Genomic DNA, 26,865 nt, shown 5'->3' on the forward strand with positions numbered 1-26,865 from the left:
GATGACAGAGAAAAAGCGTAGAGGAATCGTTGCCGAGGATTTATATGAATTAAAAACAGTTAATGATCCGCAATTTTCTCCAGATGGGCAGAGATTCGTGTTTGTGGAGACAGAAATAAATAAAGAAAAACATGAGTATAATTCTCACTTATATGTTGGAACAGTTGATGGGAAGGTTACACAGTGGACTTATGGGAATGTTCGGGATGGATCGCCACGTTGGTCACCTGATGGAGAATCAGTCGCGTTCGTATCAAATCGTTCAGGAAAACAGCAAATTTTTGTTATGAATGCAAATGGTGGAGAACCGAAGCAAATTACATATTGTATGAATGGTGCCAGAAATCCAATTTGGTCTCCAGATGGTTCAAAAATTTTATTTGCAACCTCATTAGCTCCAGATGAAAGCATCAAAGATAAAGAAAACAAGAAAAAGGATGAAGATGAAAAGAAGCTTGAACCATTGGTTGTCGAGCGAATTCGTTATAAATCAGATACAGCAGGCTTTTTGGATAATAAGAATCAACATCTCGCAGTACTTGACGTTGTTTCTGGTGAAGTAGAGCAGCTTACATCAGGTGAATTTGATTACGCCGCAGGCGATTGGTCACCAGATGGAACGAAAATCACATTCGTGGGTGATATAAGTGAGGATTCAGATTATAATTTAATCTCTGATGTATATGTGATGTCAGTCGAAGATAAAAGCTACCATAAGATTACGGCTAGTACTGGTAACTTTGGCTTGCCATCTTGGTCACCAGATGGCAAATATATTGCGATTATTGGGCATGAACAGGAATTTTCAGGTGCAACATTACCGAAAATCTGGCTGTATACAAATGATAACGCAGAGTTAACTTGCTTAACCAGTGAGCTAGATGCATATGTTGGAGATTGTGTTGCTGCGGACTTTCAATTAGGTGGTTCAAATCAAGGAGTTATATGGAATGACGATAGCAGGAGCTTCTATTTCCTATTATCTAACCATGGAAATACGGGAGTTTATTATGGATCCATTGAAGGCGAGATGTATCCATCGTTATTTGAAAATCAACATGTATTCGCATTTACGGTAAATAATCACAAGGCAGTGGTAGGAATAAGTAAATCAACAGAGCCAGGCGACCTTTATCATTTGGATTTAAGTACCGGTGAATTAAATCGACTTACAAATGTAAATGAAGCCTTTTTGGAAGACGTTGAATTATCAGAGGCTGAGAGCTTTACATTCACCGCTCCAGATGGCTGGGAGATAAATGGTTGGGTTATGAAGCCATATGGTTATGAAGAGGGTAAAAAATATCCGACTATTGTTGAAGTGCATGGCGGCCCTCATGCGATGTATGCAGATACATATTTCCATGAGTTTCAGGTGTTAACAGGTAAAGGTTTTGTTGTTGTCTTCACAAATCCTCGCGGCAGTCATGGTTATGGTCAGCAATTTGTTGATGCTGTTCGTGGTGACTATGGTGGAAAGGATTATTTAGATGTTATGGCAGCAACTGATTATGCAGTCGAACATTTTGATTTTGTCGATGAAACAAAGCTTGGTGTCACAGGTGGCAGCTATGGCGGTTTCATGACAAACTGGATTGTTGGTCACACAAATCGATTTAAAGCAGCAGTTACTCAACGTTCAATTTCAAACTGGCTTAGCTTTTATGGGGTAAGTGATATTGGATACTTCTTTACTGAATGGGAGCTAAAAGGAAATCTTCTTGAGAATGCTGAAAAATTATGGAATCATTCACCACTAAAGTATGTGGGTAATGTGGAGACGCCTTTATTAATTATCCATGGTGAGCGTGATTTCCGTTGTCCAATCGAACAAGCTGAACAGTTCTACGTGGCATTAAAGCATCAAAAGAAACCAACTAAATTTGTTCGTTTCCCTGGAAGTAACCATGAATTATCAAGAAGCGGTAATCCCAAATTAAGATTGTCACGTCTTAACCATATTAAAGACTGGTTTGTAGATTATCTTATATAAGATTTAGAGGCACTAGTGGTAAGCTAGTGTCTTTTTCTATGAAATTTTTTGGTAGGAATGCCCAAATGGGTGTACAATATGAAGTAAGATAAATTAAATGAATCCGCAAAGTGGATTGAATTTTTTCGAGGGGATACGTATGGATATTGAAACAATCAAAGAACTCATTACAATGAAAAATATTGAAGAATTGTTAGGGGAATACCGGTCATTTGGTCCCTTGCCTGGAATTTTTCTTCCAATGCTAGAAGCGTTTCTCCCGTTTCTGCCTTTAGTGGCATTTGTTGTGGCCAATGCAAATGCGTTTGGGCTTTGGCTCGGATTTTTATATTCCTGGATAGGGGCCATTGGTGGTTCTTTGCTCGTCTTCTTCCTGGTTCGTAAGTACGGTCAAAAACGATTCTTTTCATTTGTCAGTCGACATCAAAAAGTAAAGAATCTGGTTAACTGGGTAGAAAGACATGGGTTTGGGCCATTATTTCTCTTATTATGCTTTCCTTTCACCCCATCAGCGGTGATTAATTTGGTAGCAGGGCTATCGAGGGTAAGTATTCCTCAATTTGTTTTAGCCGTTTTAAGTGGAAAATTAGTAATGATATTCACCATTAGCTTCATAGGCTATGATATACGAGCTCTTTTTCAACAGCCAGTCCGTACGATTATCGTTGTCGTTATTATTTTTGTCCTTTGGATTGTTGGGAAAAGAGTTGAAGCATGGTTAAAAGTAAAGCCAAAGCTCCTTAAAGAGGATGAGGCTTAACACTAATACTAACACTTTAAAACGAAGGGTGGAGTTGGAATGGAGGAGACCCCAGCGAAAAATAAGCAGACCTTTTCTTTTATTAAAGCTTTAGGCGTCAGTCTCGTCATCGTTGTGTTTTTGCGGACCTTTTTCTTTACAAACTATATAGTTGAAGGCGAATCAATGATGCCAACACTTCAGGATGGTAACCTCTTAATGGTGAACAAAATTGGAATGAAAATTGGGGAGCTTGACCGCTTTGATATTATTGTATTTCACAAAAATAAAGAAGAGGATTTTGTAAAACGAGTCATCGGTTTGCCTGGAGACACCATTGAATATAGGGATGACGTCCTTTATATAAATGGAAAAAGTGTTCCTGAACCATTCCTAAACAAATTTAAAGAAGGATTAATTACAGGACAATTAACAGGTGACTTCACCCTTGAGGAAGTAGCAGGAGAGTCAACAGTCCCAGAAAATCATCTTTTCGTTATTGGAGATAATCGCTTAGACAGCTGGGATAGCCGCCATTTCGGATTTGTGAGTATGGAACAGGTTGTTGGTAAGGTAAATATTAAATACTGGCCATTCGACAAAATGGAATTATTATATTAAAAAAATTCAAATTCGATAACAATTTCAAAGAGCTCAGCAGAAATTCGAGTTCTTTTTTGGCTTGGATATGATAAAATAGTACCAAAATTGTGAAAGTGGAAGGGAGGTTTTGAAATGGGGACTAAAATACAAGTTCTACAAACTAAAATAACTCCACCAAATTTAAAGGATATCATATTACGTAGACCGTCGTTAATGAAGAAAATGAAAACGATTCCACGCTACCCGCTAACCATCCTGCATTCTGGAGCAGGTTACGGAAAAACAACTGCACTTGCATCCTTTATTCATGATCAGAAAAATACGTCCTGCTGGTATAGTGTCGGTACAAATGATGATGATATTATTCCTTTTCTAACATATGTAGTCTATGCAATTCGAAAGAATCACCAAGGTTTCGGAACAGAACTACTTCTTTTTGCTGAAAATATTGAACGATATGTACGTGATGAAGAAATAAGAACGCTTTGTTCGTTGTTTATAAATGAGATAACTGTATTAAATAAGGATGTCATGCTTATTATCGATGACTATCACTTAATTCAGCACTCTTCCTCAATTGACCATTGGATGACATGGTTGATACAACATCTTCCAATGAATTTAAATCTTGTAATCTCAAGTCGGATAAAACCAAACTGGGACTTTCTAACTTCAATGATGGTGAAAGGGGAACTCCTCGAGCTTAAACAGCGCGACCTTATGTTTTCATTTGATGAAGTAGAAGTTCTCTTAAGTGATTTTTATGAGGGGGATTTGACTGAACAGGATATTAAGAAAATCTTTTCATTAACAGAAGGGTGGATCATCGCGATTGGAATGATTCGGGGGCAGATCTCTTCGGGTGGAGGATTAGAAGCGATTCTCAATAATAAATCGAAATCACTTGATGAATTGTTTCGTTTTCTCGCAATGGAAGTGTTCTTGAAACAGCCGCCAATGGTTCAACAATTTCTAGAGAATACGTGTATTTTCGATGAATTAAACGGAAAAGTATGCGATGAAGTTTTAGGAATTAGAAGCTCAGGTGAAATGCTAAAGGAGCTTTCAGACCATAATCTCTTTTTATTATCTATTGGTGAAGGTCAATACCGTTACCATGCATTGTTTAAAGAGTTTCTGGAGCAGCGTCTATTTTCAACAAATCAGAGGCATTTCGATAATCTTCATATTCAAACCGCTCGATTTTATCAAAGAATAGGAGATTTTAATCAAGCAATCTACCATCTTGAGGCAACCCAGGACTTTGAAAGAATAGCAGAAATTCTCCACCACTATGGAGAGAAAATGATTCAAAATGGGCAGCTTGAAGGATTGCTTGATCGGATTAAAAAGATTCCCGAATCACTGATGAATCATTATTATCTACTGTGGCTATACAAAGGAGAAGCATTAAGATACCGTTGTTCCTATAACGAGGCCGAGGATTGTTACATAAAAACTATTCGCTTTGCTAAATCTGCACGAGATTTAGTGGGATTAAGCAAGGCTTATGAAGGACAAGCGAAAATTTATCTTGATACAATCCAACCGGGAAAAGCAGAGCGATATTTATTACAGGCAATTGAAGCACTTGAAGAGAATAAAGCTTCTTCAAGCGAAGATAAGAGTAGAGTATATCAATTAATGGCTGAAAATCTGGCTAATGCAGGACACGCGAATAAAGCGAAAAAATGGTATGAAAAAGGACGAGAGCTAAATATTCCACTTTTAGATGGAAACTTAGAAGCAAGATTATATTTGCGAACTGGAAAGCTAGTTGAGGCAAAAAAAATTCTGTCTCAACGGAAAGTAGTTGAAAAGAATCAAAAAACGGTACATTTACAGCAATCCCACCGTGAAACAGACTTGTTGTTATCGTTAATTGAGGCATTTATGGGTAATGGGCAAGCTGCCAAAGAACTCGCGGAATCAGGAATTAAACAGGGAGTTCAATTTCAGGCACCGTTTGTTGAAGCATGTGGCTGGATGCGGATGGGACATGCGGTACAGCTACTGGATAAATATGATGCCTCACTTGCAACACAGTGCTATGAAACAGCGCTTGAAATAATGGATGAATTAAATGTGGCTAGAGGAAAAGCAGAGCCTTTAATGGGTTTATGTATTTTATACGGAAATAGAGGAATGCATGATCGTGCCATTGAATTTGGTAATAAAGCCTTGAAGGAAACAGAAAAGGTAAAGGATGCTTGGCTATCCGCACTTATTTTACTATGTATGGGTATTTCATCTGTCCATAATGAAAAATGCGAGGACGCGAACATATATCTGAAAAGATGTGAAGCTTTGTATACAAACTGTGGTGATCAATACGGGATTGTTTTAACACAGCTTTGGTTAGCATTTCTCCATTATCACCAAAAAGACAAAGTCACATTTAATGAAGTCATTTCTAGTTTCCTAAAAAATATGCAGGTTGGGGGCTATGACTTTATCCTGACAAAACGCACAACATTCGGTCCGCTGGATTTATATAATGTTGTTCCATTGTTACTCCATGCGCAAAAGGAAGGAATTCATCTTGCATATGTCAATCAGCTCCTAAATAATTTGGGCTATTCAAATATTACATCCCATCCTGGCTACACATTGCGCATTCAAACATTAGGTAGATTCCGAGTGTGGCTTGGCAGCCAAGAGGTGGAAGAATCCGATTGGCAACGCGGGAAGGCAAAGGAGCTGCTTGAGCTCTTTGTTACATTGCGAAATACAATGATTGACCGAGAAGAAATATTTGCGACTCTATGGCCTGATCATGATGAGGCGGCGGCAGCTAGAGACTTTAAGGTGGCATTAAATGCATTAAATAACGCACTGGAGCCAAACCGAGTGGCAAGATCAACACCTTTTTTCATCCAGCGAATAGGTTCAGCTTATGGACTTAATCAACAAGCAGGCTATCAGCTTGATATTATTGAGTTTGAGGAATGGATCCACGCAGGATTACATGAGAAAGATTCCGAGCAGATTATAAAATGCTTAAGACGGGCACTGGAGTATTATGAGGGTGATTATTTACCCAATCGCAGATATGAAGATTGGTGTTTAAGTGAAAGAGAACGCCTTCAAGTATTGTTTTTACGAGGGTCTGAACGGATTGCACAAAGCTTTGTACAATCGGAAGAGTTTGACGAAGCCATTTATTGGTGCGAACAAATTTTAGCTAAGGACCGGACGTGGGAGGAAGCCTATCGTTTATTGATGTTTTGCTACTACCATAAAAACAATCGACCTCAAGCGATTAAATGGTACAAAAAATGTGTGTCAGCATTGGAAGATGAGTTAGGAGTCGACCCAATGCAACCTACTAAACAAATGTACGACATGGTTCTTCAGCATCAGCCCTAACTTAATTTTACTTTTTTGATAAACCATTATCCTCTTGGAATGGTTTATTTTTTTATTTTTAAAAACATATTGAAAAGTCAGATATTATGTATATAATAAAAATTGAGAGGTGATTCAGGTGTCAGAAACAACAAACTCAGATCAAAAAGTATTGACCCCTAAAGGTTTAGAGACAAGAGAGAAACTACTACGAGCAGCAGAAGAGGTATTTGGACAAAAGGGATACTATGAGACTTCAATTGTAAATATTTCACAAGAAGCAAATGTAGCACAGGGGACCTTTTATAATTATTTCCCATCCAAAAAAGATATTTTTGATGAACTCATTCGTCAATATAGCCGGGAGCTTCGTTTGGCCATTAAAGAAGAAATGGGTAAAGCTAAAACCTTCGAGGAAGCACAACGGAAAGGATTTAAGGCCTTCTTTACTTGGGTCAAGGACCGTAGAAATCTATATAGTATCGTTCAACAAGCGGTAGTTGTGGATAAGGATCTTTATCGCTGGTATTACGATAAACTTGCTAATGGATTCTCAAAAAGTTTGTCTGCTGGAATAGGTGTAGGAGAATTTAAAGAGATTGATCAAGAAACGGTTGCCTATTGCTTGATGTCGATTGGTCAGTTTCTTGGTATGAGATGGGTGTATTGGGAACAGCAGGACGTTCCTGAAGAGGCTTTTGAGGCAGCAATGACGCTTGTTTTTGAAGGGTTAAAAAAAGGATAGAAGGGAGAGTACAAAATATGCAGGGCATTGCTTACTGGATTGAAAAAAGGGCTGAATTACATCCGAGGCGTATTGCCATTATCACAGAAAAGGAACAAATTACCTATAAAACGCTTAGTCAAGATGTAAACCATTTAGCTTCACACTTAAAACTTAAGTTGGATATAAAAAGAGGGGACCGTATCGCAATCTTGTCTCAAAATAGATATGAATACATAGTATTATTATTTGCTATCGCTAAGCTGGAATGTATTGCGGTCCCTCTTAATATTCGTTTAACAGTAAATGAACTTGTTTATCAGATAAATGATAGTGAGTCAGAGACACTTTTTATAGAAGACATCTATCAACAAACATCCAATGCTTTGGAAGTGGAAACTAGCCTGAAAGAAATCATATCCATTGACACAATAAGATGCCTAGAAGTTGGAAATGAGAAGGTTTCAGTTGAAATTAATGAAAGCGCTCCCTATTTGATTTGTTATACCTCCGGAACAACTGGAAAACCGAAGGGAGCGGTTCTGACACAGAATAATATGTTTTGGAATGCGATTAATAATTCGCTCGCAATTGATATCACATCTAGTGATCGTTCCCTTTTATTACTTCCGCTCTTTCATATAGGAGGTATAGGCCTATTTGCATTTCCAACTTTGTATGCTGGTGGGGCCATCATACTACCTGAGGGGAAATTTGATTCTGAGAGGGCCTTAAGGATGATTGAACAGCACCAGGCATCAATCGTAATGGGTGTTCCTACAATTCATCAGGCAATTTTACATAGTCCGTCGTTTGATAAAACAAATTTGAAATCTGTTCGCTGGTTTTACAATGGAGGTGCCCCATGTCCACTTGAAATTATCAAAGCGTTTTTTGATAAGGGGTTATTATTTGGCCAAGGATTTGGGATGACCGAAACATCACCTACCCTCTTTATGCTTTTGAAAGAGGATGCCGAACGAAAAATGGGTTCAATTGGAAAGCCAGCTTTGTTTTGTGAGTACAAATTAATAGATTCAAAGGGTAATGTTGTTAAAGAAGGCGATGTTGGAGAGCTTATCGTTCGGGGACCAAATGTGATGAAGAAATATTGGAACAGACCGGAAGCAACAGCTGAGGCTCTTCGCGATGAATGGTTGTATACCGGAGATTTAGCAAGGGTTGATGACGAAGGATTTTTGTATATTGTTGGAAGGAAAAAGGAAATGATTATTTCTGGCGGGGAAAATATATATCCATTAGAAGTTGAACAAATCATTGGGAAGCTAGCAGATGTTGAAGAAGTAGCTGTTGTTGGGGTTGTCGATCAGAAATGGGGAGAAGTCCCGGTAGCTTTTGTTGTAAAAACGAAGGAGAGTTTAGTAACAGAAGAAGAAATCATCCAATATTGTAATCAATTTATAGCAAAATACAAGATTCCGAAAAAAATAGAATTTATTGATCAACTCCCTAGGAATGCGACTGGAAAAATCCAAAAGAACCTTCTAGTGAATTTATGAAAGGACGGTAAAACATGAGAACAGATAAGATTGGAATTGAAGCAACAGGTGTATATTTTCCAAAAGGAATTGAAACAGCAACGGAATTGTCTAAAAAAACTGGAATTTCTGAACAGGTTATAATTGAAAAATTCGGTTTGTATCAAAAGCATGTGGCGGATGATTCAATGCAAGCAACAGACCTCGGAATCGAAGCAGCCAGACAAATCCTATCAAAGATAGATCCTCTATCGATTGATATTGTGATCTATTTTGGAAGTCCTCATAAGGATTACTTGGTTTGGTCATGTGCACCTAAACTTCAATATGAGCTGGGGACAAAAAATGCCTATGCGTTTGAATTAATGAATGTGAGCTCTTGTTTTCCAATTGCTTTAAAAGTAGCAAAGGATATGCTTCGATCTGATGAAAAAATCAAAAATATTCTCCTTGTTGGAGGCTGTAAGGAATCTCAAATTATAGATTATGATAATCCTCGTTCTAGGTTTATGTTTAATTTTGGAGATGGCGGGACGGCGGCATTAATAACGAAAAATTCTACCACAAGTGAAATTCTTGAAAGCTCGATCATCACGGATGGTTCATTCTATGAAGATGTTCGTGTACCGGCCGGAGGCTCCAAATTGTTTCCAAGCTTGGAAACAGTAAAAAATAGACAGCATTATATCGACGTTCTTGATCCGTCCAGCATGAAAGAACGGCTTGACCCTGTATCGATTCCAAATTTCGAAAGAGTTATACGGCAAGCAGTACAAAATAGTGGATATTCACCTCAAGACATAAAAGTTCTTCTCCCACTTCATACGAAACGCTCCATGTTTAGAGAATTACTTCAAACATTACAAATACCAGAAGAAAACACAGTTTATTTAGATCATCATGGACATATGTCCGCTCTTGACCCTTGTATTGGTCTCCATTTTGCTAACGAACAAGGAAAATTAAAAAATGGGGATATTTGCGTAGCGGTAAGTGCTGGAACAGGTTACACATGGGCAGCCACTGCTATACAATGGAAGGCTAGCTGAATTATATACAAATGATCTACTGTAACTAGAATGTAACTATTACCAAGTACGATTGTCGCAGGAGGTTTTACAGTTTTTATGATGAAAAAGGGGGAAGGAAAAATGAAGAAATTCTCATTTCGTAAAATGCTTTTCTTAAGCTTGCTTGCCATGCTAATGGTGGTTGCAGCAGCTTGTAGTTCGGGATCTTCGACTACCGAAGAAGAGACACCAAGCTCTGGTGATTCAGACAAACCAGCGGAAGAAACAAAAGCAAAGGATCCAATCAAGATCGGTGTGCTTGCATCATTAAGTGGTGGACTTGAATCCTACGGAAAACAATCAACGCAAGGATTTGAGTTAGGGCTTGAATACGCTACTGACGGAACAATGGAAGTGAATGGACAAAAAATTCAGTTTTTCGTAGAGGACACTGAAACAAAACCGGAGGTTGCGATTCAAAAAGCAACTAAGTTAATTGAAGAAGACGGAGTTGATTTCCTAGTTGGATCTTCAAGTTCAGCTGATACATTAGCCGTTCTTCCGCTAGCAGAGGAATATGAAAAAATTATGATTGTTGAACCAGCTGCAGCTGACAGTATTACAGGCGCAGACTGGAATGAATACATTTTTAGAACGGCACGTAATTCTTCACAGGATGCGGTTGCAGGTGCAGCGGCTATTGCAAAAGAAGGTGTGAAAATTGCAACACTTGCTCCTGATTATGCATTTGGCCGTGATGGAGTAGCAGCATTTAAGGAAGCAGCAGAAAAATTAGGTGCTGAGATTATTCATGAGGAATATGCAGATCCTACGGCAACTGACTTTACATCTAATATTCAAAAAATCATTGAATCAAAGCCGGATTATTTATTCGTTGTTTGGGCGGGAGCAAACTCACCTTGGAATCAAATTGCAGATATGAAGGTTCAAGATAATGGGATTAAAATCTCGACAGGTGCTCCAGATATTCCAGCACTTGCTACAATGGATGCTTTAGTTGGAATGGAAGGATTCACCGTTTACTATCATCAGCTACCTAAAAATGATATTAATGATTGGTTAGTTGAAAAACATAAAGAGAAGTTCAATGGAGAGGTTCCGGATCTATTTACTCCAGGTGGTATGACTGCTGCACTAGCCATTGTTGAAGCAATTAAAAAGACAAATGGCGATACGAATGCAGAAAAGCTTATTGAAGCAATGGAAGGCATGAGCTTTGACACACCTAAGGGTAAAATGACGTTCCGTGAAGAGGATCATCAAGCACTTCAAACTTTATATGCGATTCGCTTAGAAAAGGTTGATGGAGTAGATTATCCAGTTCCAGTCTTATTGAGAGAGTTAAGCCCTGAGGAAACAGCTCCACCAGTTCGTAATTAACGTTTTAAAAGGCTTCGGTAGGATTTCTACCGAAGCCTACTTTTAGAAAAAAGAGGTGAAGTGACGTGAATAACATTATTGAAACAAAGGATTTAACCATTACATTTGGAGGGCATATTGCAGTTGATAAGGTTAATTTTACGGTTCCGCAGGACCACTTCAAATCAATCATCGGACCAAATGGTGCGGGTAAAACAACATTTTTCAATCTATTAAGCGGCCAGCTCTTACCGACTAATGGCCAAGTTTTCTTAAAAGGTGACGATATTACAAAGCTATCTCCAACCGCACGTACACGAAAAGGAATCGGGCGTTCCTTTCAAATCACAAATGTTTTTCCAAATCTTACTGTATTAGAAAATGTTCGATTAGCCGTTCAATCTGTGGCAGGAGTCAGATACCAGATGTTTAAGCATTTCCGTAAATATCGACATTTCGAAGAAAAAGCAATCCACATATTATCGCTTGTTCTTCTTGATAATAAAGCAAATGCAATTGCAAAAAATCTGGCACATGGCGAAAAACGAAAGTTGGAAATTGCCATGCTTTTGGCATTGGAGACAGAGGTTCTGCTCCTAGATGAACCAACTGCCGGAATGTCACTTGAGGAGGTTCCTGCAATCCTTGAGGTTATCAAGAAGATCAAAGCGGAAGGGAATCGAACGATCATTTTAATTGAACACAAAATGGATATGATTCTCGACCTTTCTGATAGTGTAATGGTTTTATTTAATGGGAGATTGCTAGCAGATGGAACACCAGAAGAAATCATGAACAATGAAACAGTCCAATCAGCGTATTTAGGAGGTTTGTACGATGACACTGCATCTTAAGGTGGAGGGAATTGAAACGTATATTGACCAATTTCATATTTTACAAGGCGTTTCATTTGAAGCGAAAAAAGGTGAAGTTACCGTTCTATTAGGCAGAAATGGTGCAGGGAAAACAACTACACTTAGGTCGATTATGGGACTCAATCCGCCAGCTAAAGGAACAATCGAATTTAATGGGGAAAACATTGCAGGTCTTGCCACCTATCATATTGCGTCTAAAGGGATTGGCTATGTACCAGAGGATCAAGGGATATTTGGAGAGTTGACAGTAGAAGAAAATATGAAGGTAGCCATAAAAAAAGAGAACGATGAAACAAAGGAACGTCTTGATTATATTTTGAACTTATTTCCTGATCTGAAGAAGTTTTGGAAAAGAAAAGGCGGTAATCTCAGCGGTGGGCAAAAGCAAATGCTCTCTATTGCAAGGGCTTACGTGAATAATAATGATTTACTTCTGATTGATGAACCAAGTAAAGGTCTAGCCCCAATTGTGGTTGAAAAAGTGATGGAGTCCATCCAGGAAATGAAATCAAAGACATCGATTGTGCTTGTTGAACAAAACTTCTTTATGGCAAGTACAATCGGAGACCAATTTTTCATAATTGACGATGGAAGAACCGTTCATCACGGTGAAATGAAGGAATTAAAGGAAAATGAACAACTTCGCAAACAATATCTAGGAATTGCCTAACGGGAAATTTACTAGGTTTTGGTGTCTAGCTCTAGGCGCCTTGCGCTTTTCTTTTGAAAGGAGGATATTTTGTGGATGCAATCATTAATTTAACAATCAATGGACTTGCGACAGGCATGTTGATCTTTCTGCTTGCAGCGGGGCTAACTTTAATTTTTGGACTTATGGATGTCTTGAATTTTGCTCATGGTGGTTTATTTGCTTGGGGAGCCTACGCTGGTGTTTGGACGTATGGGCAAACCGGAAGTTTTGTAGTTGGGATTATTACAGCCCTGATTACTGGTTTAATCTTAGGCCTGTTGATGGAAAAATTTATTGTCACCCCGGTTTATGGAAATCATATTCAACAAATTTTGATTACGCTTGGTGTTATGATTGTTCTTTCCGAAATGCTAAAGGTTGTTTGGGGACCTCACCAATTAAGCGCGAAAACCCCATCTTATTTAAGTGGGAGCTGGGAATTTGGTGGAGTTATTCTAATTAAATATCGCTTATTTATTATTCTAGTAGGGTTCTTAGTGTTCTTCCTTATTTATTACATTTTGAAAAATACAAAGATCGGCTTAATTGTTCGAGCTGGTGTAATTAATAAAGAAATGGTCCAATCATTAGGTATCAATATTAAAAAGATTTTCATGCTTGTTTTTATGGTAGGTGCTGCAATGGCAGCACTTGGTGGCGTATTACTTGGGCCATATTCCGGACAAATTTATGCGGAGATGGGAATGGAATTTGCGATTCTCGCATTTATCGTTGTTGTCATTGGTGGCATGGGAAGTATTACAGGATCACTATTTGCGGCAATTTTAGTAGGGCTATCAGGGGCTTACATGGCCTATTATGTCCCTGAATTATCACTAGCAGTGAATATGCTGCTGATGGCCGTTGTATTAATTTTTAGACCACAAGGATTATTCGGTGCAAAGGGGTGAGGAAATGAAGCTTCTTACTAATTCTTCAAAAGTAAATATCATATACATTGCAGCAGCGGTATTCCTTCTATGTTATCCATTTATTAATGACACTAGAAGTATATTAATTTTATTTACACAAATTTTTATCTTTGCAGTCTTTGCCATGAGCTATGATATTTTACTAGGTTTTACGGGAATTGTTTCATTTGGGCATGCAATGTTTTTTGGAATTGGTGCTTATTCGACAGGTGTTCTATTAAAACGATTTGAGCCAACATTAGCGGTGTTTATCATGTCAATACTCGTTGGTATGATACTGGCAGCTATTTTAAGTTATATTGTAGGTTTGCTCTCACTTCGGTTAAAGAGCCATTTCTATGCCATGCTGACATTGGCGTTTTCAGGCTTGTTTTTAGTTGCAGCAGAAAAATGGAGGTCGTTAACCCGAGGTAATGACGGATTTACTTTCCGCACTCCAGATATATTAAAAGACCGAATGACTCTTTATTTTGTCACATTAATTCTTATGATTGTTATCTTTTTAGTGTTAAAGAGATTCACAGAATCTCCGCTGGGCAGGGTGCTCCAAGCGATTCGTGAAAATGAACCACGGACAGAGTCACTTGGATACAACGTGATTCATTATAAAATCATTGCGAGTATTGTAGCGGGGGTGATTGCGAGTGTTTCAGGATCCATGTATGTCTTAACACTAAGATTTGTAAATACATCAGTATTTGCCCTCGATGTAACCCTCGATGCACTTCTCATGACGATTATTGGAGGAGTCGGAACGCTAGTAGGGGCCATCATTGGAGCTGGGCTTATTGAATTTGCCCATCACTGGCTAACGGGACTTGCAAAGGTTCACTGGATTTTTGAGCGATGGATGATTTTCTTTGGCATTTTATATATTTTAGCCGTTATGTTCTTTCCAATGGGAATCGTTGGAACTGTAAAATCATGGTTTTATAAAAGAAAAGGAACGAAGAAAACGAAGGACTATGAAAAAGAAAAAATAGCTGGCTAAGGAGTGAGGGCCATGAATGATAATCAAACCATTACCTCATTCGTTGTCCGTTGTGCGCTGGTTGACGTAGATTACGCGACAATGAAAAAGCAATGGCGAATAAAGGTCAGCCATGTTCAGGGGGAAGATGAAGTAGTTGTGACAGATTTAGAAGACGCTATTCAATTTATGAAACGTGTAATAGAGGAGTGACCTACTTTGCAATCAGTCGGAATTTTAAGTACGGGAATATACATTCCTAAAGATTATTTAACTTCAGAGGACATTTCAATAAAGAGTGGGATTCCAAAGGGGATCGTTGAAACAAAGCTAGGAATTTCGAGAAAGCCTATTCCAGGATCTGAAGACCATACATGTGAAATGGGAATTAAAGCGGCAAGAGAAGCAATTGAAAAGGCAAACATTGATCCACTGGAAATTGATTTAATTATCTATATCGGGGAAGAACATAAGGAATATCCATTATGGACTGCCGCAATTAAAATGCAACAAGAGCTCGGTGCACTTAATGCCTGGGGCTTTGATGTAGCAATGCGTTGTGGAACGACGATTATGGCGCTAAAGGTTGCAAAGGATTTGATGAGATCTGACGACTCTATAAAAACGGTATTACTAGCAGGTGGCTATCGAAATGTAGATTTGATTGATTATGAGAATCCTAGAACTCGCTTTATGTATAATTTAGGTGCCGGTGGTGGCGCAATCCTTTTACAAAAGGGGCTGGCTAAAAATCATGTCCTGGCAAGTAAAATTATAACTGATGGTTCATTTTCTGAGGATGTCGTTGTAGTAGCAGGGGGAACAAAGAATCCGGTGACAAAGGAAGCGCTTGAGCAGAAATTAAATATGCTGGATGTTCTTGACCCTGAAGGAATGAAACAGCGACTTGAAGAAAAGTCGATGCAAAATTTTCTTCAGGTGATTCGAGATTCAGTAAAAAACAGCGGGTATACTGAAGCAGACATCGATTACCTAGGTATTCTCCATATGAAAAAATCAGCCCATGATTATGTGTTAAACGAATTAGGTCTAACCCAAGATCAATCCATTTATCTAAAAGAATATGGTCATATTGGTCAAATAGATCAAATACTTTCTATGGAATTAGCGGAAAAAAACGGTAAAATAAAAGAAGGGGATCTTGTTGTTCTAGTGAGTGCTGGAATCGGATATGCATGGGGTGCCACTGCAATAAAATGGGGGGATTGTTAATGTCAGCAATTGAACTAAAAACAGTTGATCTTGCAAATGGAGAAACATTGGGCTACCGGGAGCGTGAAGGAGGGGAGAAAGTCCTTTTACTTATACATGGAAACATGACATCATCCAAACACTGGGATATATTAATTGATAAATTTGATAACGATTACAAAATCATCGCTGTTGATATGAGGGGATTTGGGATCTCGACATATCACACACCAGTCCATATGATAAAGGATTTTTCAGATGATATTAAGCTTTTTGTTGATCAACTAGGTATTAAAGATTTTGCAATTGCAGGATGGTCAACTGGTGGGGTTGTAGGAATGCAATTTGTGGCGGATTATCCAGGATATTGCAATAGGTTGATATTGGTGGACTCTGTCTCCACGAGAGGCATTGCACTTTATGAAGTTAATTCAGAGGGGAAAGAAGATTATTCAAAGAGACTTAAAACGTATGAGGATTTCTTAAAGGATCCACTTAGAATTATTCCGATTCAAAATGCGTATGACACTAGAAATAAGGAAGTATTAAAAGCAATTTGGAATGCTTTAATATATACGCATAACCAGCCTGATGAGAAGCATTATGATGAATATTTAGATGATATGATCACACAAAGAAATCTGGCTGAAGTCTATTATTCATTAAATAAATATAATATTAGTGAATATCATAACGGTTTAGTTGACGGAAACGGTCTTGTGAAAAAGATAAAAATCCCAGTCTTGATTTTACGTGGGGATAGAGACTTGGTGATCACCGATAAAATGACAAAGGAAATCGTTGAGGACTTGGGTGAAGTAGGAACATTTATTGAATTACCAGACTGTGGACACTCTCCATTGATTGATAACTTAGAACTATTATTAAATCATATGCACAAGTTTATGAAGCAAAAGGAGCTAGCAAAATGAGATTAAAAGATAAGGTAGCAATCATTACTGGAGCGGCAAATGGGCTCGGGCTAGAAGCGGCAATCACATTTGTACGTGAGGGTGCGAAGGTTGCGTTAACAGACTATGATACAAAAGGGGCCCAAAGAGCAAAAGAATTGAAAGAACAGGGTGCAGATGTTGAATTTTTTCAAGTCGATGTTGCGAGCAGAGAGAGCGTTGATCAAATGGTTTCCTCTGTAATGGAGCGTTTTGGAAAGATTGATATTTTAATAAATAATGCGGGGATAACTCGTGATTCGATGTTGACTAAGCTTTCTCAAGAGGATTTTCAAAAGGTTATCGACGTAAATTTAACAGGTGTTTTTAATTGCACTCAAGCTGTCGTACCACATATGATTGCGAATGGAAAAGGTAAAATCGTCAGTACCTCGTCTGTAACGGGAGTGTATGGAAATGTTGGTCAAACCAATTATGCGGCATCAAAGGCGGCGGTAGTTGGAATGACGAAAACATGGGCAAAGGAGTTAGGTAGAAAAGGGATTAATGTGAATGCGGTTGCCCCAGGTTTTATCGAAACTGGAATGGTAGCAGCAGTACCTGAAAAGGTCATTAATCAAATGAAACAAATGATTCCTCTTCAGAGACTTGGAAAACCTTCAGATATTGCCAATGCTTATTTATTTTTATCATCCGATGAATCTGATTACGTGAACGGAACAACCTTACATGTTGATGGTGGAATTATGATGTGATTACACTAGGAGCTCTGATTTTCAGGCTCCTTATTTTTTTTTGCCCTTAATCCGAGACGGAGACACCCCTTACAAAATTCCTTCACATGTAACTTCCATGTAACTTATGTCTTTTATAGTAAGAATAATTAAGTAGACGTAAGGAGAGATAGTTGTGAGGTGGGAACTGGATTGGATCGCAAATCGGGCTCGACTATCACCTGATTCGATTGCTGTTGTAGACGGGGAAACGGGCAGCCGTTTCACATTTAAAGAATTAAATAAACGTGCGGAAAATATCGCCAGCTATTTTAAAACTATCGGAATTAATAAGGGAGATCGGATTGCACTGCTCTCTCCGAATGATATTTGTTATTTCGATTTGCTTTTTGCCTGTGGAAAAATAGGGGCAATCTTTGTACCGCTAAATTGGCGATTATCAAGTGAGGAAATAGATTATATCCTTTCGAATTCATCACCAAGGCTAATCGCTTTATCAAGTAAATTGGAACACATATTGCAGGACAAAACCTCTATGGGAATTATAAAAATTGATTCAGACGAGTATCATCGAATTGCGAGTGTATTAAATAAATCTTGTGATCCAGATGAATGTGTCCATGAAGATGACCCATTAGCGATTATTTATACAGGTGGAACAACAGGTAAACCAAAGGGTGTGGTTCTTTCCCATCAATCCATTATGTGGAATGGGTTAAATACGATTGTGAGTTGGAATTTGTCTGCCCAAGATGTGACATTGACCTATATGCCGATGTTCCATACTGGTGGGCTAAATGCTTTATCAATTCCAATTTTAATGATGGGGGGAAAGGTTGTCATAGCGAAAAACTTTGAACCCAATCGAGCAATCAAAATTATTAATCAAGAGGGTTGTACAGTGGTATTACTTGTTCCGACTATGTATCACATGATGATTAAAACACTCTCATTTAAAGATGTAAAGTTTCCAACAATGCATACATTCTTATCTGGAGGAGCTCCATGTCCGTTAGAAATCTACCAGGCGTTTGAAGAAAAGGGTTTGTCTTTTAAAGAAGGATATGGTCTAACCGAGGCTGGCCCAAACAATTTCTTTATCGATCCCAAGATTTCAAGATTTCGGAGAGGATCTGTTGGCAAGGCGATGTTTTATAATGATGTGAAAATCATTACTTCTGATGGAAGAGATGCTAAGGCTGGGGAAGTAGGAGAGCTTTTAATTCGTGGTAAGCATGTATTCCATCATTATTGGAATAATCCAAGTGCGACAAAGGAAGCATATCATGATGGCTGGCTCCATACCGGAGATTTAGCAAAATGTGATGAGGAAGGCTATCACTATATTGTTGGAAGAAAGAAAGAAATGATCATTACAGGTGGAGAAAATGTCTATCCGTTAGAGGTAGAGCAATGCATAAGCAAACACCCGGTAATTAACGAAGTTGCTGTTATCGGTGTCCCTCATGAAAAATGGGGTGAAATGGTGATCGCAGTAGTTTCATTAATGCCGGACCAACAAATTTCTAGGGGGGAATTAAAAGAGTACTGTCAAACAAAGATAGGGAAATATAAAGTCCCCAAAGACTTCATCTTTGTAGATGAAATACCTAAAACACATGTTGGAAAGATCGATAAAAACCAATTGCAAAAAACGTATGAAAATCTAGTTGGTTAAGGGCAATTTTAGTTATAGGGAAATGGGACTATGTCTGAATATCTTGAAATATGGTAAAAAACGACTACAAATCGTGTAGTCGTTTTAATTTTGATAAAGATTTTGTAAATATGTAGATAATTTTCGTAAAATTCATTGAATAAAATTTTATAACCCATTAATATGTATTCGAACCAGAATCTACTATTAATTAAGTGAGGGGAGAAAACTGTGAAAAAAGGCCTAGCGAGGAAATTACTATCGATTTTATTCGTTTTTAGCTTAATAGTGCCTACTACACTATTAAACTTTGCACCTTCCGTAAGTGCGTCGGAGGGAAGTGTAACTGAACAACAACCATCCTATAAAACTGTAGCAGAAGTGATTGCAAACAACACTGGAAATGCCACTGTACAGGGATATATTGTAGGGACAGTTGCGAATGGACCAAAGTATGATCAAGAGGCTCCATTTGAAGTTAATACAAATCTTGCTTTAGCAGATGATCCGAATGAAAAGGATCCGGCAAAGATCTTGCCAGTACAGTTACCAAATAATTATGTTCGTATAGATTTGAACTTAAAAGATCACCCTGAAAACTTCCAAAGAAAGGTAGCTATAACGGGTAGTTTAGAAGCGTATTTTACTGTTCCTGGATTGAAAAGTGCCTCATCTTATGAATTTCTTGATGGCGAACAAGACCCAGAACCAGAACAACCAACCATAATCAGCATTGCTGAGGCCCGTGCCCAAGCCACTGGTTCAGTATCCGTTAAAGGCACAGTGACGGCAAAATTAAAAAATACGATCCACATTCAAGATGACACAGCTGCAATTGCTGTAAGACCAACTTCCCTTGCTGTTGAATTGGGTGATAAAATCACTGTCACTGGAACATTAGGTGATTATAATGGCCTTTTACAACTAAATAGCGCAAATCTTGTAGGAGAAGCAACTCAAGTTGGTGTACCAGAGCCAGCTGTTGTGACTGGTGCTGATTTAAATGAAGAGAATGAATCAGAACTAGTTTCTGTAAAAAATGTTACAGTTTCCGGAAACCCTTCAAACTATAAGGCAGTAGACGAAACTGGGAACGAATTTATTGTTCGTGATGAAAATAATAACCTAGGATTAACTCAAGGAACAACCTATGATTCGATCACTGGTATTGTTCAACAATTTAATAGTGATTGGCAAATCATTCCTCGCGGACAAGCAGATATTGTAGAAGATGCTACAAAAGTTCAACCAGTTAGTGCATCTCATCCATCAGGAACAATCCTTGCTGGTACAAAGGTGACATTATCAACTTCAACTCAAGGTGCTGACATTTATTTTACAACTGATGCAATTGAACCAACAGTTGAGAATGGTCAAAAGTACAGTGAGCCAATTACAGTTGATAAAAATCTAACAATCAAAGCTATTGCTGTTAAAGATGGTTTAACAGCTAGTGTTGTAAAAGAATTTGCGTATAACGTATATGATTCAGCAGATATTAAGATCCACGATATTCAAGGTGAGTCACATGAATCACCGCTAGATGGCGTAGTTGTTAATAATGTTAAGGGTGTCGTAACCTATACTTATAGCATAAAAGGCGGAAATTACTTCCATATGCAAACTCCAGATGACCAAAAGGATGACAATCCAAAGACATCTGAAGGTATTGTCGTTTATACAGGTAACCAAGCAAATGTGAAAGTTGGTAATCTAGTAAGTGTAACAGGTACGGTCGATGAATATTATATCGATGGATATAGTGACGCAAACAAAACGGACCTTGCTGTAACACAAATTAATGCTAGAGATGACCGTAACGGCGCTGTAACGGTTGTAGAGGAAAAAGTCGATTTACCTGAAACAATAAAAATTACTAGCAAAAATCTGCCAAATCAAGTAATTGATAATGATAGTTTTGCAGAATTTGATCCAGAAGAAGATGCAATTGATTTCTGGGAAAGCGTTGAAGGGATGCTTGTTGAAGTAGGAATAGTTAAGGCTGTTGCACCTCAGGAGCATGGGGATTTAATTACTGTACTTGAAAACAGAAAAACTGATACAATCCACGGAGGCTTATTATTAACTGAGGATAATGCTAATGCGGATCGTATCCAATTCAAAATGTACGATAACAATGCTGCAAGAGATTTCAAAGTAGCAACTGGAGACAAATTTACTGGTCCGATTACAGGTGTAGTAAATTATGGGTTCCAAAACTATAAAATCTATGTTGATTTAGAAGATATGGAATCTGCACATGTTATTGGGGATGTAAAACCTGAAACAACAACGATTGTTAAAGATGATAGTAAGCTTACAATTGCATCTTACAATCTAGAAAACTTTTCAAATAATACAAAAGAAACATCAAATGATAAAGCTCAAAAACTAGCAAGAGCATTTGTAAGAGACATGAACAGTCCCGACATTATCGGGGTTACTGAAGTCCAAGATAACAATGGGCAAAGTGCAGGAGATGCAGCTGCAAACGAAAGTTATGAGCGTCTGATACAAGCAATCACTGCTGCTGGCGGCCCTGTATATGAATATTTAAATATTGACCCTATTAATAATGAAGACGGTGGGGCACCGAATGCAAACATCCGTGTTGGATTCTTATATAATCCAAAACGTGTATCCTTACCAGAAGGCATTCAAGCTGGTGATGCTACAACAGCAGTTGGGTATGTAAATGGAAAATTAACTCATAACCCTGGTCGTATTGATCCAACAAATCCTGCATTTGATAACAGTCGTAAACCTTTAGCTGCACAATTTACCTTCCAAGGTGAAGATGTTGTTGTTATCGCAAACCACTGGAACTCTAAATCAGGAGACACTCCATTATTCGGTTCAACACAACCACCTGTATATGGTAGTGAAAAACAGCGGAAAAAAATTGCAAAGATAGTATATAACTTTGTAGAGGAAATAAAAACGGATAACCCCGATGCAAATATTGTATCTGTTGGGGACTACAATGATTTCCAATTCTCTGAAGCGATGGGAATTTTTGAGGGGCAATTAATGACCAACATGATTAATTATGTTGAACAGAGTGACCGTTACACATACTTGTTCCAAGGGAATTCACAAGTGCTAGACCACATTGTGGTATCAAATAACTTAGTACCCGGAACTGAAATTGATATTTTACACATTAATGCGGACTTTACCGATATGGCAGGACGTGCAAGTGATCATGATCCTGTATTGGTTCAAGTTAACCTTATAGAAGATTATGATCTAACAATCATGCATACAAATGATACACATGCAGCCCTAGATAAAATGCCGAAAACAGTAACTGCTGTGAAAGAGGTAAGAGCAGCAAAACCCGATGCGCTGCTTCTTCATGCGGGGGATGCATTTACTGGAACCTTGTATTTCAATGAGTTCCAAGGTGAAGCAGACTTGGCAATGATGAAGTTAATGGGCTTTGATGCCATGACATTTGGTAATCATGAATTTGATTTAGGCTCTTCATCAGAAGGTCATCAAGCTTTGGTTAATTTCATCAAGGGAGCAAATTTCCCGTTTGTTAGTGCCAATGTTGATTTCTCGAAGGATGCAAAATTCTCTGGAAGTTTCAATGATTCTATTGAAACTAACTATAATAATGGTCAAATTTACAATGGAATCATCAAAGAAGTTAATGGCGAGAAAGTGGGTATCTTCGGTTTAACAACAGAAGAAACAGAAGACATTTCGAGCCCAGGTTCCATCGAGTTTGAAAACTACCTAAGTGAAGCAGAAAAGGCAGTAAAAGCTTTCGAAACACAAGGTGTTAATAAAATCATTGCATTAACTCACATTGGATTTGATGATAATGCAGCAGTAGATAACGATTTAATCTTGGCTGAGCGAGTGGAAGGCATTGACGTGATTGTCGGTGGACATAGCCATACAACATTATCTGAACCTGTAGTTGTAGCAAAGGATGAAACACCAACAATCATCGTTCAAACAGGTAATGCAAACAGCAACTTAGGGGTTCTAAATGTTGAATTTGATCCAAATGGTGTTGTAGTAGCTCATGATGGTGAGTTAGTTAAAATTGGCGATCAACAAGCTGATCCTGAAGCAGAAAGAGTATTAGCACCATTTAAAACACAAGTCGATGCAGTAGCAAAAGAGGAAATTGGCGTATCAACTCCAATTGAATTAGAAAATCCACGTACAAATGGCGATAATACAAAACCAAGCGTACGCAGAAATGAAACAATCTTAGGAAACTTGATTACGGATGGAATGCTTGAAAAAGCAAATTCCTTCACAGGTAAAAATGTCATAATGGCATTACAAAACGGCGGTGGTATCCGTGCAGCAATTAATGCTGGACCAATTACTGCTGGTGAGGTAATTACAGTACTTCCATTTGGAAACACCTTAGCCACGATGGATGTTACCGGAGCTGAATTAAAAGAGGCTTTTGAAATCTCTGTAAGCCAGTACCCAGGAGAAAATGGCGGATTCCTGCATGTTGCAGGCGGTAAAGTTAAATTCGACTCTACTAAACCTGCCGGTGAACGTATTGTCTCTATATCGTACCTAAATGAAAATGGGGAGTATGTAGAGGTACAAGATGATAATATCTATACTGTAGCAACAAATGCTTTCACCGCTAAAGGTGGAGACGGCTATGACGTATTTGCAAAAGCTTATGAGGAAGGCCGTGTAACCGATCTCGGACTTTCTGATTGGGAAAACTTCCGTGACCATTTAATAAACATTGGCAGTGAAGGAATTCCAACTAAAACTGAAGGCAGAATCGTGGATATCTCCTCAACACCTGGTGAAGAAGAACCACAGCAGGTTGTAATTGTCAAACCAGAGGTAGTGAACGGCAATAAATATGAAGTCAATGCAGATGATTTAGGTGAATTAAAAGATGGAGCGACTGTTAGAGTTGAAGTTCCTGAAAAGAATAATACCATTTTTGTAACATTGAGTTCAGATGCTATTGCGAAACTTAAAAAAGCGAATGCAACTTTAGTTGTTTCCAATAACCTCGTTGAACTTCAAATCCCGGCATCTATTTTGCCAGATGGTGAAGTTGAAATTAAAGTGCAGAAGGATAATCGAAAGGATGCTTTAGTAGCTTACGATTTTACAATAAAATCAGAAGGCACTGGCTTCCACAAATTCAACGAAAAAGTCACAATGACCTTCTCGGTTGACCCTGCTAAAGTAAAGGATCCGAATAAAGTAAAGGTCTTTTATTGGAACCCGGAAAGTAAGAAATGGGAACTTGTAGGCGGAGAATATAAAGATGGTAAAATTACTGCAACTACCGACCATTTCAGTACATTTGGTGTGCTAGAAGAAGTCGAAGGTAGCAAGGAAACTCCAGTAACTGACGATAAAGATACAAATAACCATAATCCACCTGCTGCGGATTCAAATGCGAAGGATTCAAAAGGAGGCAAAAAGCTTCCAATTACAGCAACTAATACCGCAAACATGTTAGTAACCGGGCTTATGCTTATCCTTGTTGCTTTTGGTCTTCTTTATTTAAACAGAAGAAAAACAGTTTCAAAAGGCAATATATAAACAAAAAATGTCCCAAAATAGTCAGCAGTGAGAAGAAAACAATTGTTTTCTCCTCACTGCTTTTTTCATCCCAATTACAAAAAAATTTGATTCACGTCAAAGTTAATGGAACGATTTCATATGATAATGAGAGTAACAAAGGAGGTTGAAAATAATGGAACAATATTTAATGTTAGGTGTTATCGCGATTATTACATTAGCTTTTGGGATTATTTTAAAATCAAAAAAAGTATTCTTCACCCAACTTGGAATTTTGCTTGTCATCGTTTTACTCAAAGACTCCATACAAAGTTTTCTTTACATCCCTTTATCTGTCCTCCAAATCCTGGTTACTGCACTTGTACTCATTCGGTATAAAAAGGCAGTAGATCGAAACTATACACTCATTCTAGAAAAAACACATAAAATCCCTCGTAATCTAACAAAAGGTGGCGATTTAGGCAGCCAAACCTCATTTTTCGAAAAAAATTAATTTCGAAAGGATTATGATAAAAAATGTAGAATTACTCCCTAAATAGAAACAAGGGAGTTTATTAAACGATTACGTTTAATCTATTAAATAAAAATAATGTCCCCCAGAAACGATTATCTGTGGGACATTCCATTTTACAGTTTTTCAAAATTTAAGTCCCAAATAATCCCGAATTGATCCTTCACTTTTGCATATTTTGCACCCCAGAAGGTATCCTGCAATTCCATGAACACTGTTCCTTTTTCCTTTAAATTATTAAAGGTTTTTGTAATCTCTTCCTCACTTTCGAAATCAATTACGAGGGAGATATTGTTTCCAAAACTAACTTTTTGGTCTGGAGAGTCATCTGATACCATTAACAGAAAATCATTCTTTTTGAATTTACCATGAATAAGTCGGTCGTTAGCCCGGTATTGAGTTTCATAACCTGCCTTAGCATATGTTTGGACATCCAAAATTTCACCATCAAATATTTCCTTATAAAATTCCAAAGCTTCCTGTGCATTCCCATTAAACATTAAATACGGTGTTACTTGTCCTTTCATACTTAAAACACTTCCTTTTAAATTTGCTAAAGCCCTCCACTATGTTTTCTATTTCAAATAAAGTTCATACATTTTTGTATTTTTCCTCACATCCCATCATTATAATGCTTCCTTGCTATTTAGTGTTTGGTATAAAAGAGTATATAGGCTCCAAATCTTGAATGAATTTTTATGTTACACGTGGTGAATTTTGAGGAAGTTATTGAGCCCACTCCCTTGTCCGTCTTCGTTTTTCCATTGTTAATTGGTAAAATAGACGGGGCGTGGTTTTTTGATAGTTTTAATAATTACGATTGTACTGTATTATTAACCATATAAAGTAGTGCAGAAAATAAAAAGGGAGTGAATATAAAATTGCTTTTCAAGACGAATGACCGAATCCTATTTATTGGTGATAGCATAACAGACGCAGGACGATTAGTAGATCCAGAGGGGATTGGACAAGGATATGTAAGGCTAATTCGGGACTATTTCTATAAGGACTTGAGTGATTTGAATCTTAAGGTCATAAATAAAGGTGTTAGTGGAAATAGGGTAACGGATTTAGCCTCAAGATGGAATGAAGATGTAATCAAATTGAATCCTAATTGGGTATCTGTTTCTATTGGTATCAATGATGTTTGGAGGCAGATTGATCAACCAACAATGGAGCAGGTGTATCCGAAAAAATTTGAAGAAATTTATACGCGACTATTAACTGAACTATCCGAGGAGACTCAATCTCAAATTATATTAATGGAACCTACTGTTATTGTAGAAGATAGACAATCTGAAGGAAATCAAAAACTTATACCGTATGTAGAAATCGTAAGGAAACTAGCAAAAGTATTCAATGCTATTTTAATACCCACTCACCGGGTGTTTATCGAGCATTTAGCGGGCATGTCTAGTGAAATACTTACAAAAGATGGTGTGCATATGAATAATGCCGGGAATAAATTATTGGCTGATACTTGGTTAGCGGCGGTAAAATAAAGCATCTACCTTATGGAAAATAATATATTCGAAAAGGAG

At 37.9% G+C, this 26,865-nt stretch carries 21 protein-coding genes; 20 read left to right on the forward strand and 1 reads right to left on the reverse strand.

Features of this window, described 5'->3' with window-relative positions:
• Position 1 precedes the first annotated feature (1 nt).
• The 19 genes from LKW28_RS00940 (at position 2) to LKW28_RS01030 (ending at position 25,306) form a co-directional block, all read left to right on the forward strand.
• Positions 2 to 1,993 carry a S9 family peptidase gene (locus LKW28_RS00940; protein ID WP_229138463.1) on the forward strand — a complete coding sequence of 664 codons (1,992 nt, stop codon included), beginning with the start codon at positions 2 to 4 and terminating at the stop codon, positions 1,991 to 1,993.
• A gap of 139 nt (positions 1,994 to 2,132) precedes the next feature.
• Complete coding sequence (locus tag LKW28_RS00945; RefSeq protein WP_229138464.1) at positions 2,133 to 2,753, forward strand: TVP38/TMEM64 family protein; 621 nt, start codon at positions 2,133 to 2,135, stop codon at positions 2,751 to 2,753.
• A 39-nt stretch (positions 2,754 to 2,792) separates the two neighbouring features.
• Positions 2,793 to 3,353: a signal peptidase I gene (gene lepB, locus LKW28_RS00950; protein WP_229138465.1), complete on the forward strand. Its 561-nt coding sequence runs from the start codon at positions 2,793 to 2,795 to the stop codon at positions 3,351 to 3,353.
• 114 nt (positions 3,354 to 3,467) lie between these two features.
• On the forward strand, positions 3,468 to 6,704 hold the full coding sequence (locus LKW28_RS00955; protein ID WP_229138466.1) for a BTAD domain-containing putative transcriptional regulator: 3,237 nt from the start codon (positions 3,468 to 3,470) through the stop codon (positions 6,702 to 6,704).
• Positions 6,705 to 6,822: 118 nt separating this feature from the next.
• Complete coding sequence (locus LKW28_RS00960) at positions 6,823 to 7,428, forward strand: TetR/AcrR family transcriptional regulator (RefSeq protein WP_229138467.1); 606 nt, start codon at positions 6,823 to 6,825, stop codon at positions 7,426 to 7,428.
• 17 nt (positions 7,429 to 7,445) lie between these two features.
• Positions 7,446 to 8,927, forward strand: coding sequence for an o-succinylbenzoate--CoA ligase (locus LKW28_RS00965; RefSeq protein ID WP_229138468.1), 1,482 nt, complete (start codon positions 7,446 to 7,448; stop codon positions 8,925 to 8,927).
• Positions 8,928 to 8,941: 14 nt separating this feature from the next.
• The gene (locus tag LKW28_RS00970; protein WP_229138469.1) at positions 8,942 to 9,955 is read left to right on the forward strand and encodes a 3-oxoacyl-ACP synthase; all 1,014 of its coding nucleotides are present in this window, start codon (positions 8,942 to 8,944) and stop codon (positions 9,953 to 9,955) included.
• Positions 9,956 to 10,057: 102 nt separating this feature from the next.
• On the forward strand, positions 10,058 to 11,317 hold the full coding sequence (locus tag LKW28_RS00975; protein ID WP_229138470.1) for a substrate-binding domain-containing protein: 1,260 nt from the start codon (positions 10,058 to 10,060) through the stop codon (positions 11,315 to 11,317).
• A gap of 65 nt (positions 11,318 to 11,382) precedes the next feature.
• Positions 11,383 to 12,150, forward strand: coding sequence for an ABC transporter ATP-binding protein (locus LKW28_RS00980; RefSeq protein WP_229138471.1), 768 nt, complete (start codon positions 11,383 to 11,385; stop codon positions 12,148 to 12,150).
• Positions 12,134 to 12,841 carry an ABC transporter ATP-binding protein gene (locus tag LKW28_RS00985; RefSeq protein ID WP_229138472.1) on the forward strand — a complete coding sequence of 236 codons (708 nt, stop codon included), beginning with the start codon at positions 12,134 to 12,136 and terminating at the stop codon, positions 12,839 to 12,841. Before LKW28_RS00980 ends, LKW28_RS00985 begins: the two co-directional genes overlap by 17 nt.
• A 71-nt stretch (positions 12,842 to 12,912) precedes the next feature.
• Positions 12,913 to 13,773, forward strand: a complete 861-nt coding sequence (locus LKW28_RS00990) for a branched-chain amino acid ABC transporter permease (RefSeq protein ID WP_229138473.1) — start codon at positions 12,913 to 12,915, stop codon at positions 13,771 to 13,773.
• Between the two features lie 4 nt (positions 13,774 to 13,777).
• Positions 13,778 to 14,785, forward strand: coding sequence for a branched-chain amino acid ABC transporter permease (locus LKW28_RS00995; protein WP_229138474.1), 1,008 nt, complete (start codon positions 13,778 to 13,780; stop codon positions 14,783 to 14,785).
• A 12-nt stretch (positions 14,786 to 14,797) separates the two neighbouring features.
• Positions 14,798 to 14,977, forward strand: a complete 180-nt coding sequence (locus LKW28_RS01000; RefSeq protein ID WP_229138475.1) for a hypothetical protein — start codon at positions 14,798 to 14,800, stop codon at positions 14,975 to 14,977.
• 6 nt (positions 14,978 to 14,983) lie between these two features.
• A complete protein-coding gene (locus tag LKW28_RS01005) occupies positions 14,984 to 15,997 on the forward strand; it encodes a 3-oxoacyl-ACP synthase (protein ID WP_229138476.1) in 1,014 nt (337 codons plus the stop codon).
• Positions 15,997 to 16,908 carry an alpha/beta fold hydrolase gene (locus LKW28_RS01010; RefSeq protein ID WP_229138477.1) on the forward strand — a complete coding sequence of 304 codons (912 nt, stop codon included), beginning with the start codon at positions 15,997 to 15,999 and terminating at the stop codon, positions 16,906 to 16,908. Before LKW28_RS01005 ends, LKW28_RS01010 begins: the two co-directional genes overlap by 1 nt.
• Complete coding sequence (gene fabG, locus LKW28_RS01015; protein ID WP_229138478.1) at positions 16,905 to 17,642, forward strand: 3-oxoacyl-ACP reductase FabG; 738 nt, start codon at positions 16,905 to 16,907, stop codon at positions 17,640 to 17,642. Before LKW28_RS01010 ends, fabG begins: the two co-directional genes overlap by 4 nt.
• A 154-nt stretch (positions 17,643 to 17,796) precedes the next feature.
• Complete coding sequence (locus LKW28_RS01020) at positions 17,797 to 19,299, forward strand: acyl-CoA synthetase (RefSeq protein ID WP_229138479.1); 1,503 nt, start codon at positions 17,797 to 17,799, stop codon at positions 19,297 to 19,299.
• 210 nt (positions 19,300 to 19,509) lie between these two features.
• Complete coding sequence (locus LKW28_RS01025; RefSeq protein ID WP_229138480.1) at positions 19,510 to 24,834, forward strand: 5'-nucleotidase C-terminal domain-containing protein; 5,325 nt, start codon at positions 19,510 to 19,512, stop codon at positions 24,832 to 24,834.
• A 154-nt stretch (positions 24,835 to 24,988) separates the two neighbouring features.
• Complete coding sequence (locus LKW28_RS01030; RefSeq protein WP_229138481.1) at positions 24,989 to 25,306, forward strand: hypothetical protein; 318 nt, start codon at positions 24,989 to 24,991, stop codon at positions 25,304 to 25,306.
• Between the two features lie 134 nt (positions 25,307 to 25,440).
• Here LKW28_RS01030 and LKW28_RS01035 read toward each other — a convergent pair whose 3' ends face one another.
• A complete protein-coding gene (locus LKW28_RS01035; RefSeq protein ID WP_229138482.1) occupies positions 25,441 to 25,851 on the reverse strand; it encodes a VOC family protein in 411 nt (136 codons plus the stop codon).
• 354 nt (positions 25,852 to 26,205) lie between these two features.
• Between LKW28_RS01035 and LKW28_RS01040 the strand changes: the two genes are divergently transcribed.
• Positions 26,206 to 26,826 (forward strand): SGNH/GDSL hydrolase family protein, encoded by a 621-nt coding sequence (locus LKW28_RS01040; RefSeq protein WP_229138483.1) that lies wholly within the window; start codon positions 26,206 to 26,208, stop codon positions 26,824 to 26,826.
• Positions 26,827 to 26,865 lie beyond the last annotated feature (39 nt).

The sequence above is a fragment of the Bacillus sp. REN16 genome, assembly GCF_020731355.1.
Classification (GTDB): domain Bacteria; phylum Bacillota; class Bacilli; order Bacillales; family Bacillaceae_L; genus Ferdinandcohnia.

Excerpts from the sequence above, each read along its gene's own strand:
- LKW28_RS01000 (WP_229138475.1), top strand. The coding sequence starts at position 14,798 with ATGAATGATAATCAAACCATTACCTCATTCGTTGTCCGTTGTGCGCTG.
- LKW28_RS00955 (WP_229138466.1), top strand. The coding sequence starts at position 3,468 with ATGGGGACTAAAATACAAGTTCTACAAACTAAAATAACTCCACCAAAT.
- lepB (WP_229138465.1), top strand. The coding sequence starts at position 2,793 with ATGGAGGAGACCCCAGCGAAAAATAAGCAGACCTTTTCTTTTATTAAA.
- LKW28_RS00995 (WP_229138474.1), top strand. The coding sequence starts at position 13,778 with ATGAAGCTTCTTACTAATTCTTCAAAAGTAAATATCATATACATTGCA.
- LKW28_RS00975 (WP_229138470.1), top strand. The coding sequence starts at position 10,058 with ATGAAGAAATTCTCATTTCGTAAAATGCTTTTCTTAAGCTTGCTTGCC.
- LKW28_RS00970 (WP_229138469.1), top strand. The coding sequence starts at position 8,942 with ATGAGAACAGATAAGATTGGAATTGAAGCAACAGGTGTATATTTTCCA.
- LKW28_RS01010 (WP_229138477.1), top strand. The coding sequence starts at position 15,997 with ATGTCAGCAATTGAACTAAAAACAGTTGATCTTGCAAATGGAGAAACA.
- LKW28_RS01030 (WP_229138481.1), top strand. The coding sequence starts at position 24,989 with ATGGAACAATATTTAATGTTAGGTGTTATCGCGATTATTACATTAGCT.
- LKW28_RS00985 (WP_229138472.1), top strand. The coding sequence starts at position 12,134 with ATGACACTGCATCTTAAGGTGGAGGGAATTGAAACGTATATTGACCAA.
- LKW28_RS00945 (WP_229138464.1), top strand. The coding sequence starts at position 2,133 with ATGGATATTGAAACAATCAAAGAACTCATTACAATGAAAAATATTGAA.
- fabG (WP_229138478.1), top strand. The coding sequence starts at position 16,905 with ATGAGATTAAAAGATAAGGTAGCAATCATTACTGGAGCGGCAAATGGG.
- LKW28_RS00965 (WP_229138468.1), top strand. The coding sequence starts at position 7,446 with ATGCAGGGCATTGCTTACTGGATTGAAAAAAGGGCTGAATTACATCCG.
- LKW28_RS00940 (WP_229138463.1), top strand. The coding sequence starts at position 2 with ATGACAGAGAAAAAGCGTAGAGGAATCGTTGCCGAGGATTTATATGAA.
- LKW28_RS01035 (WP_229138482.1), bottom strand. The coding sequence starts at position 25,851 with ATGAAAGGACAAGTAACACCGTATTTAATGTTTAATGGGAATGCACAG.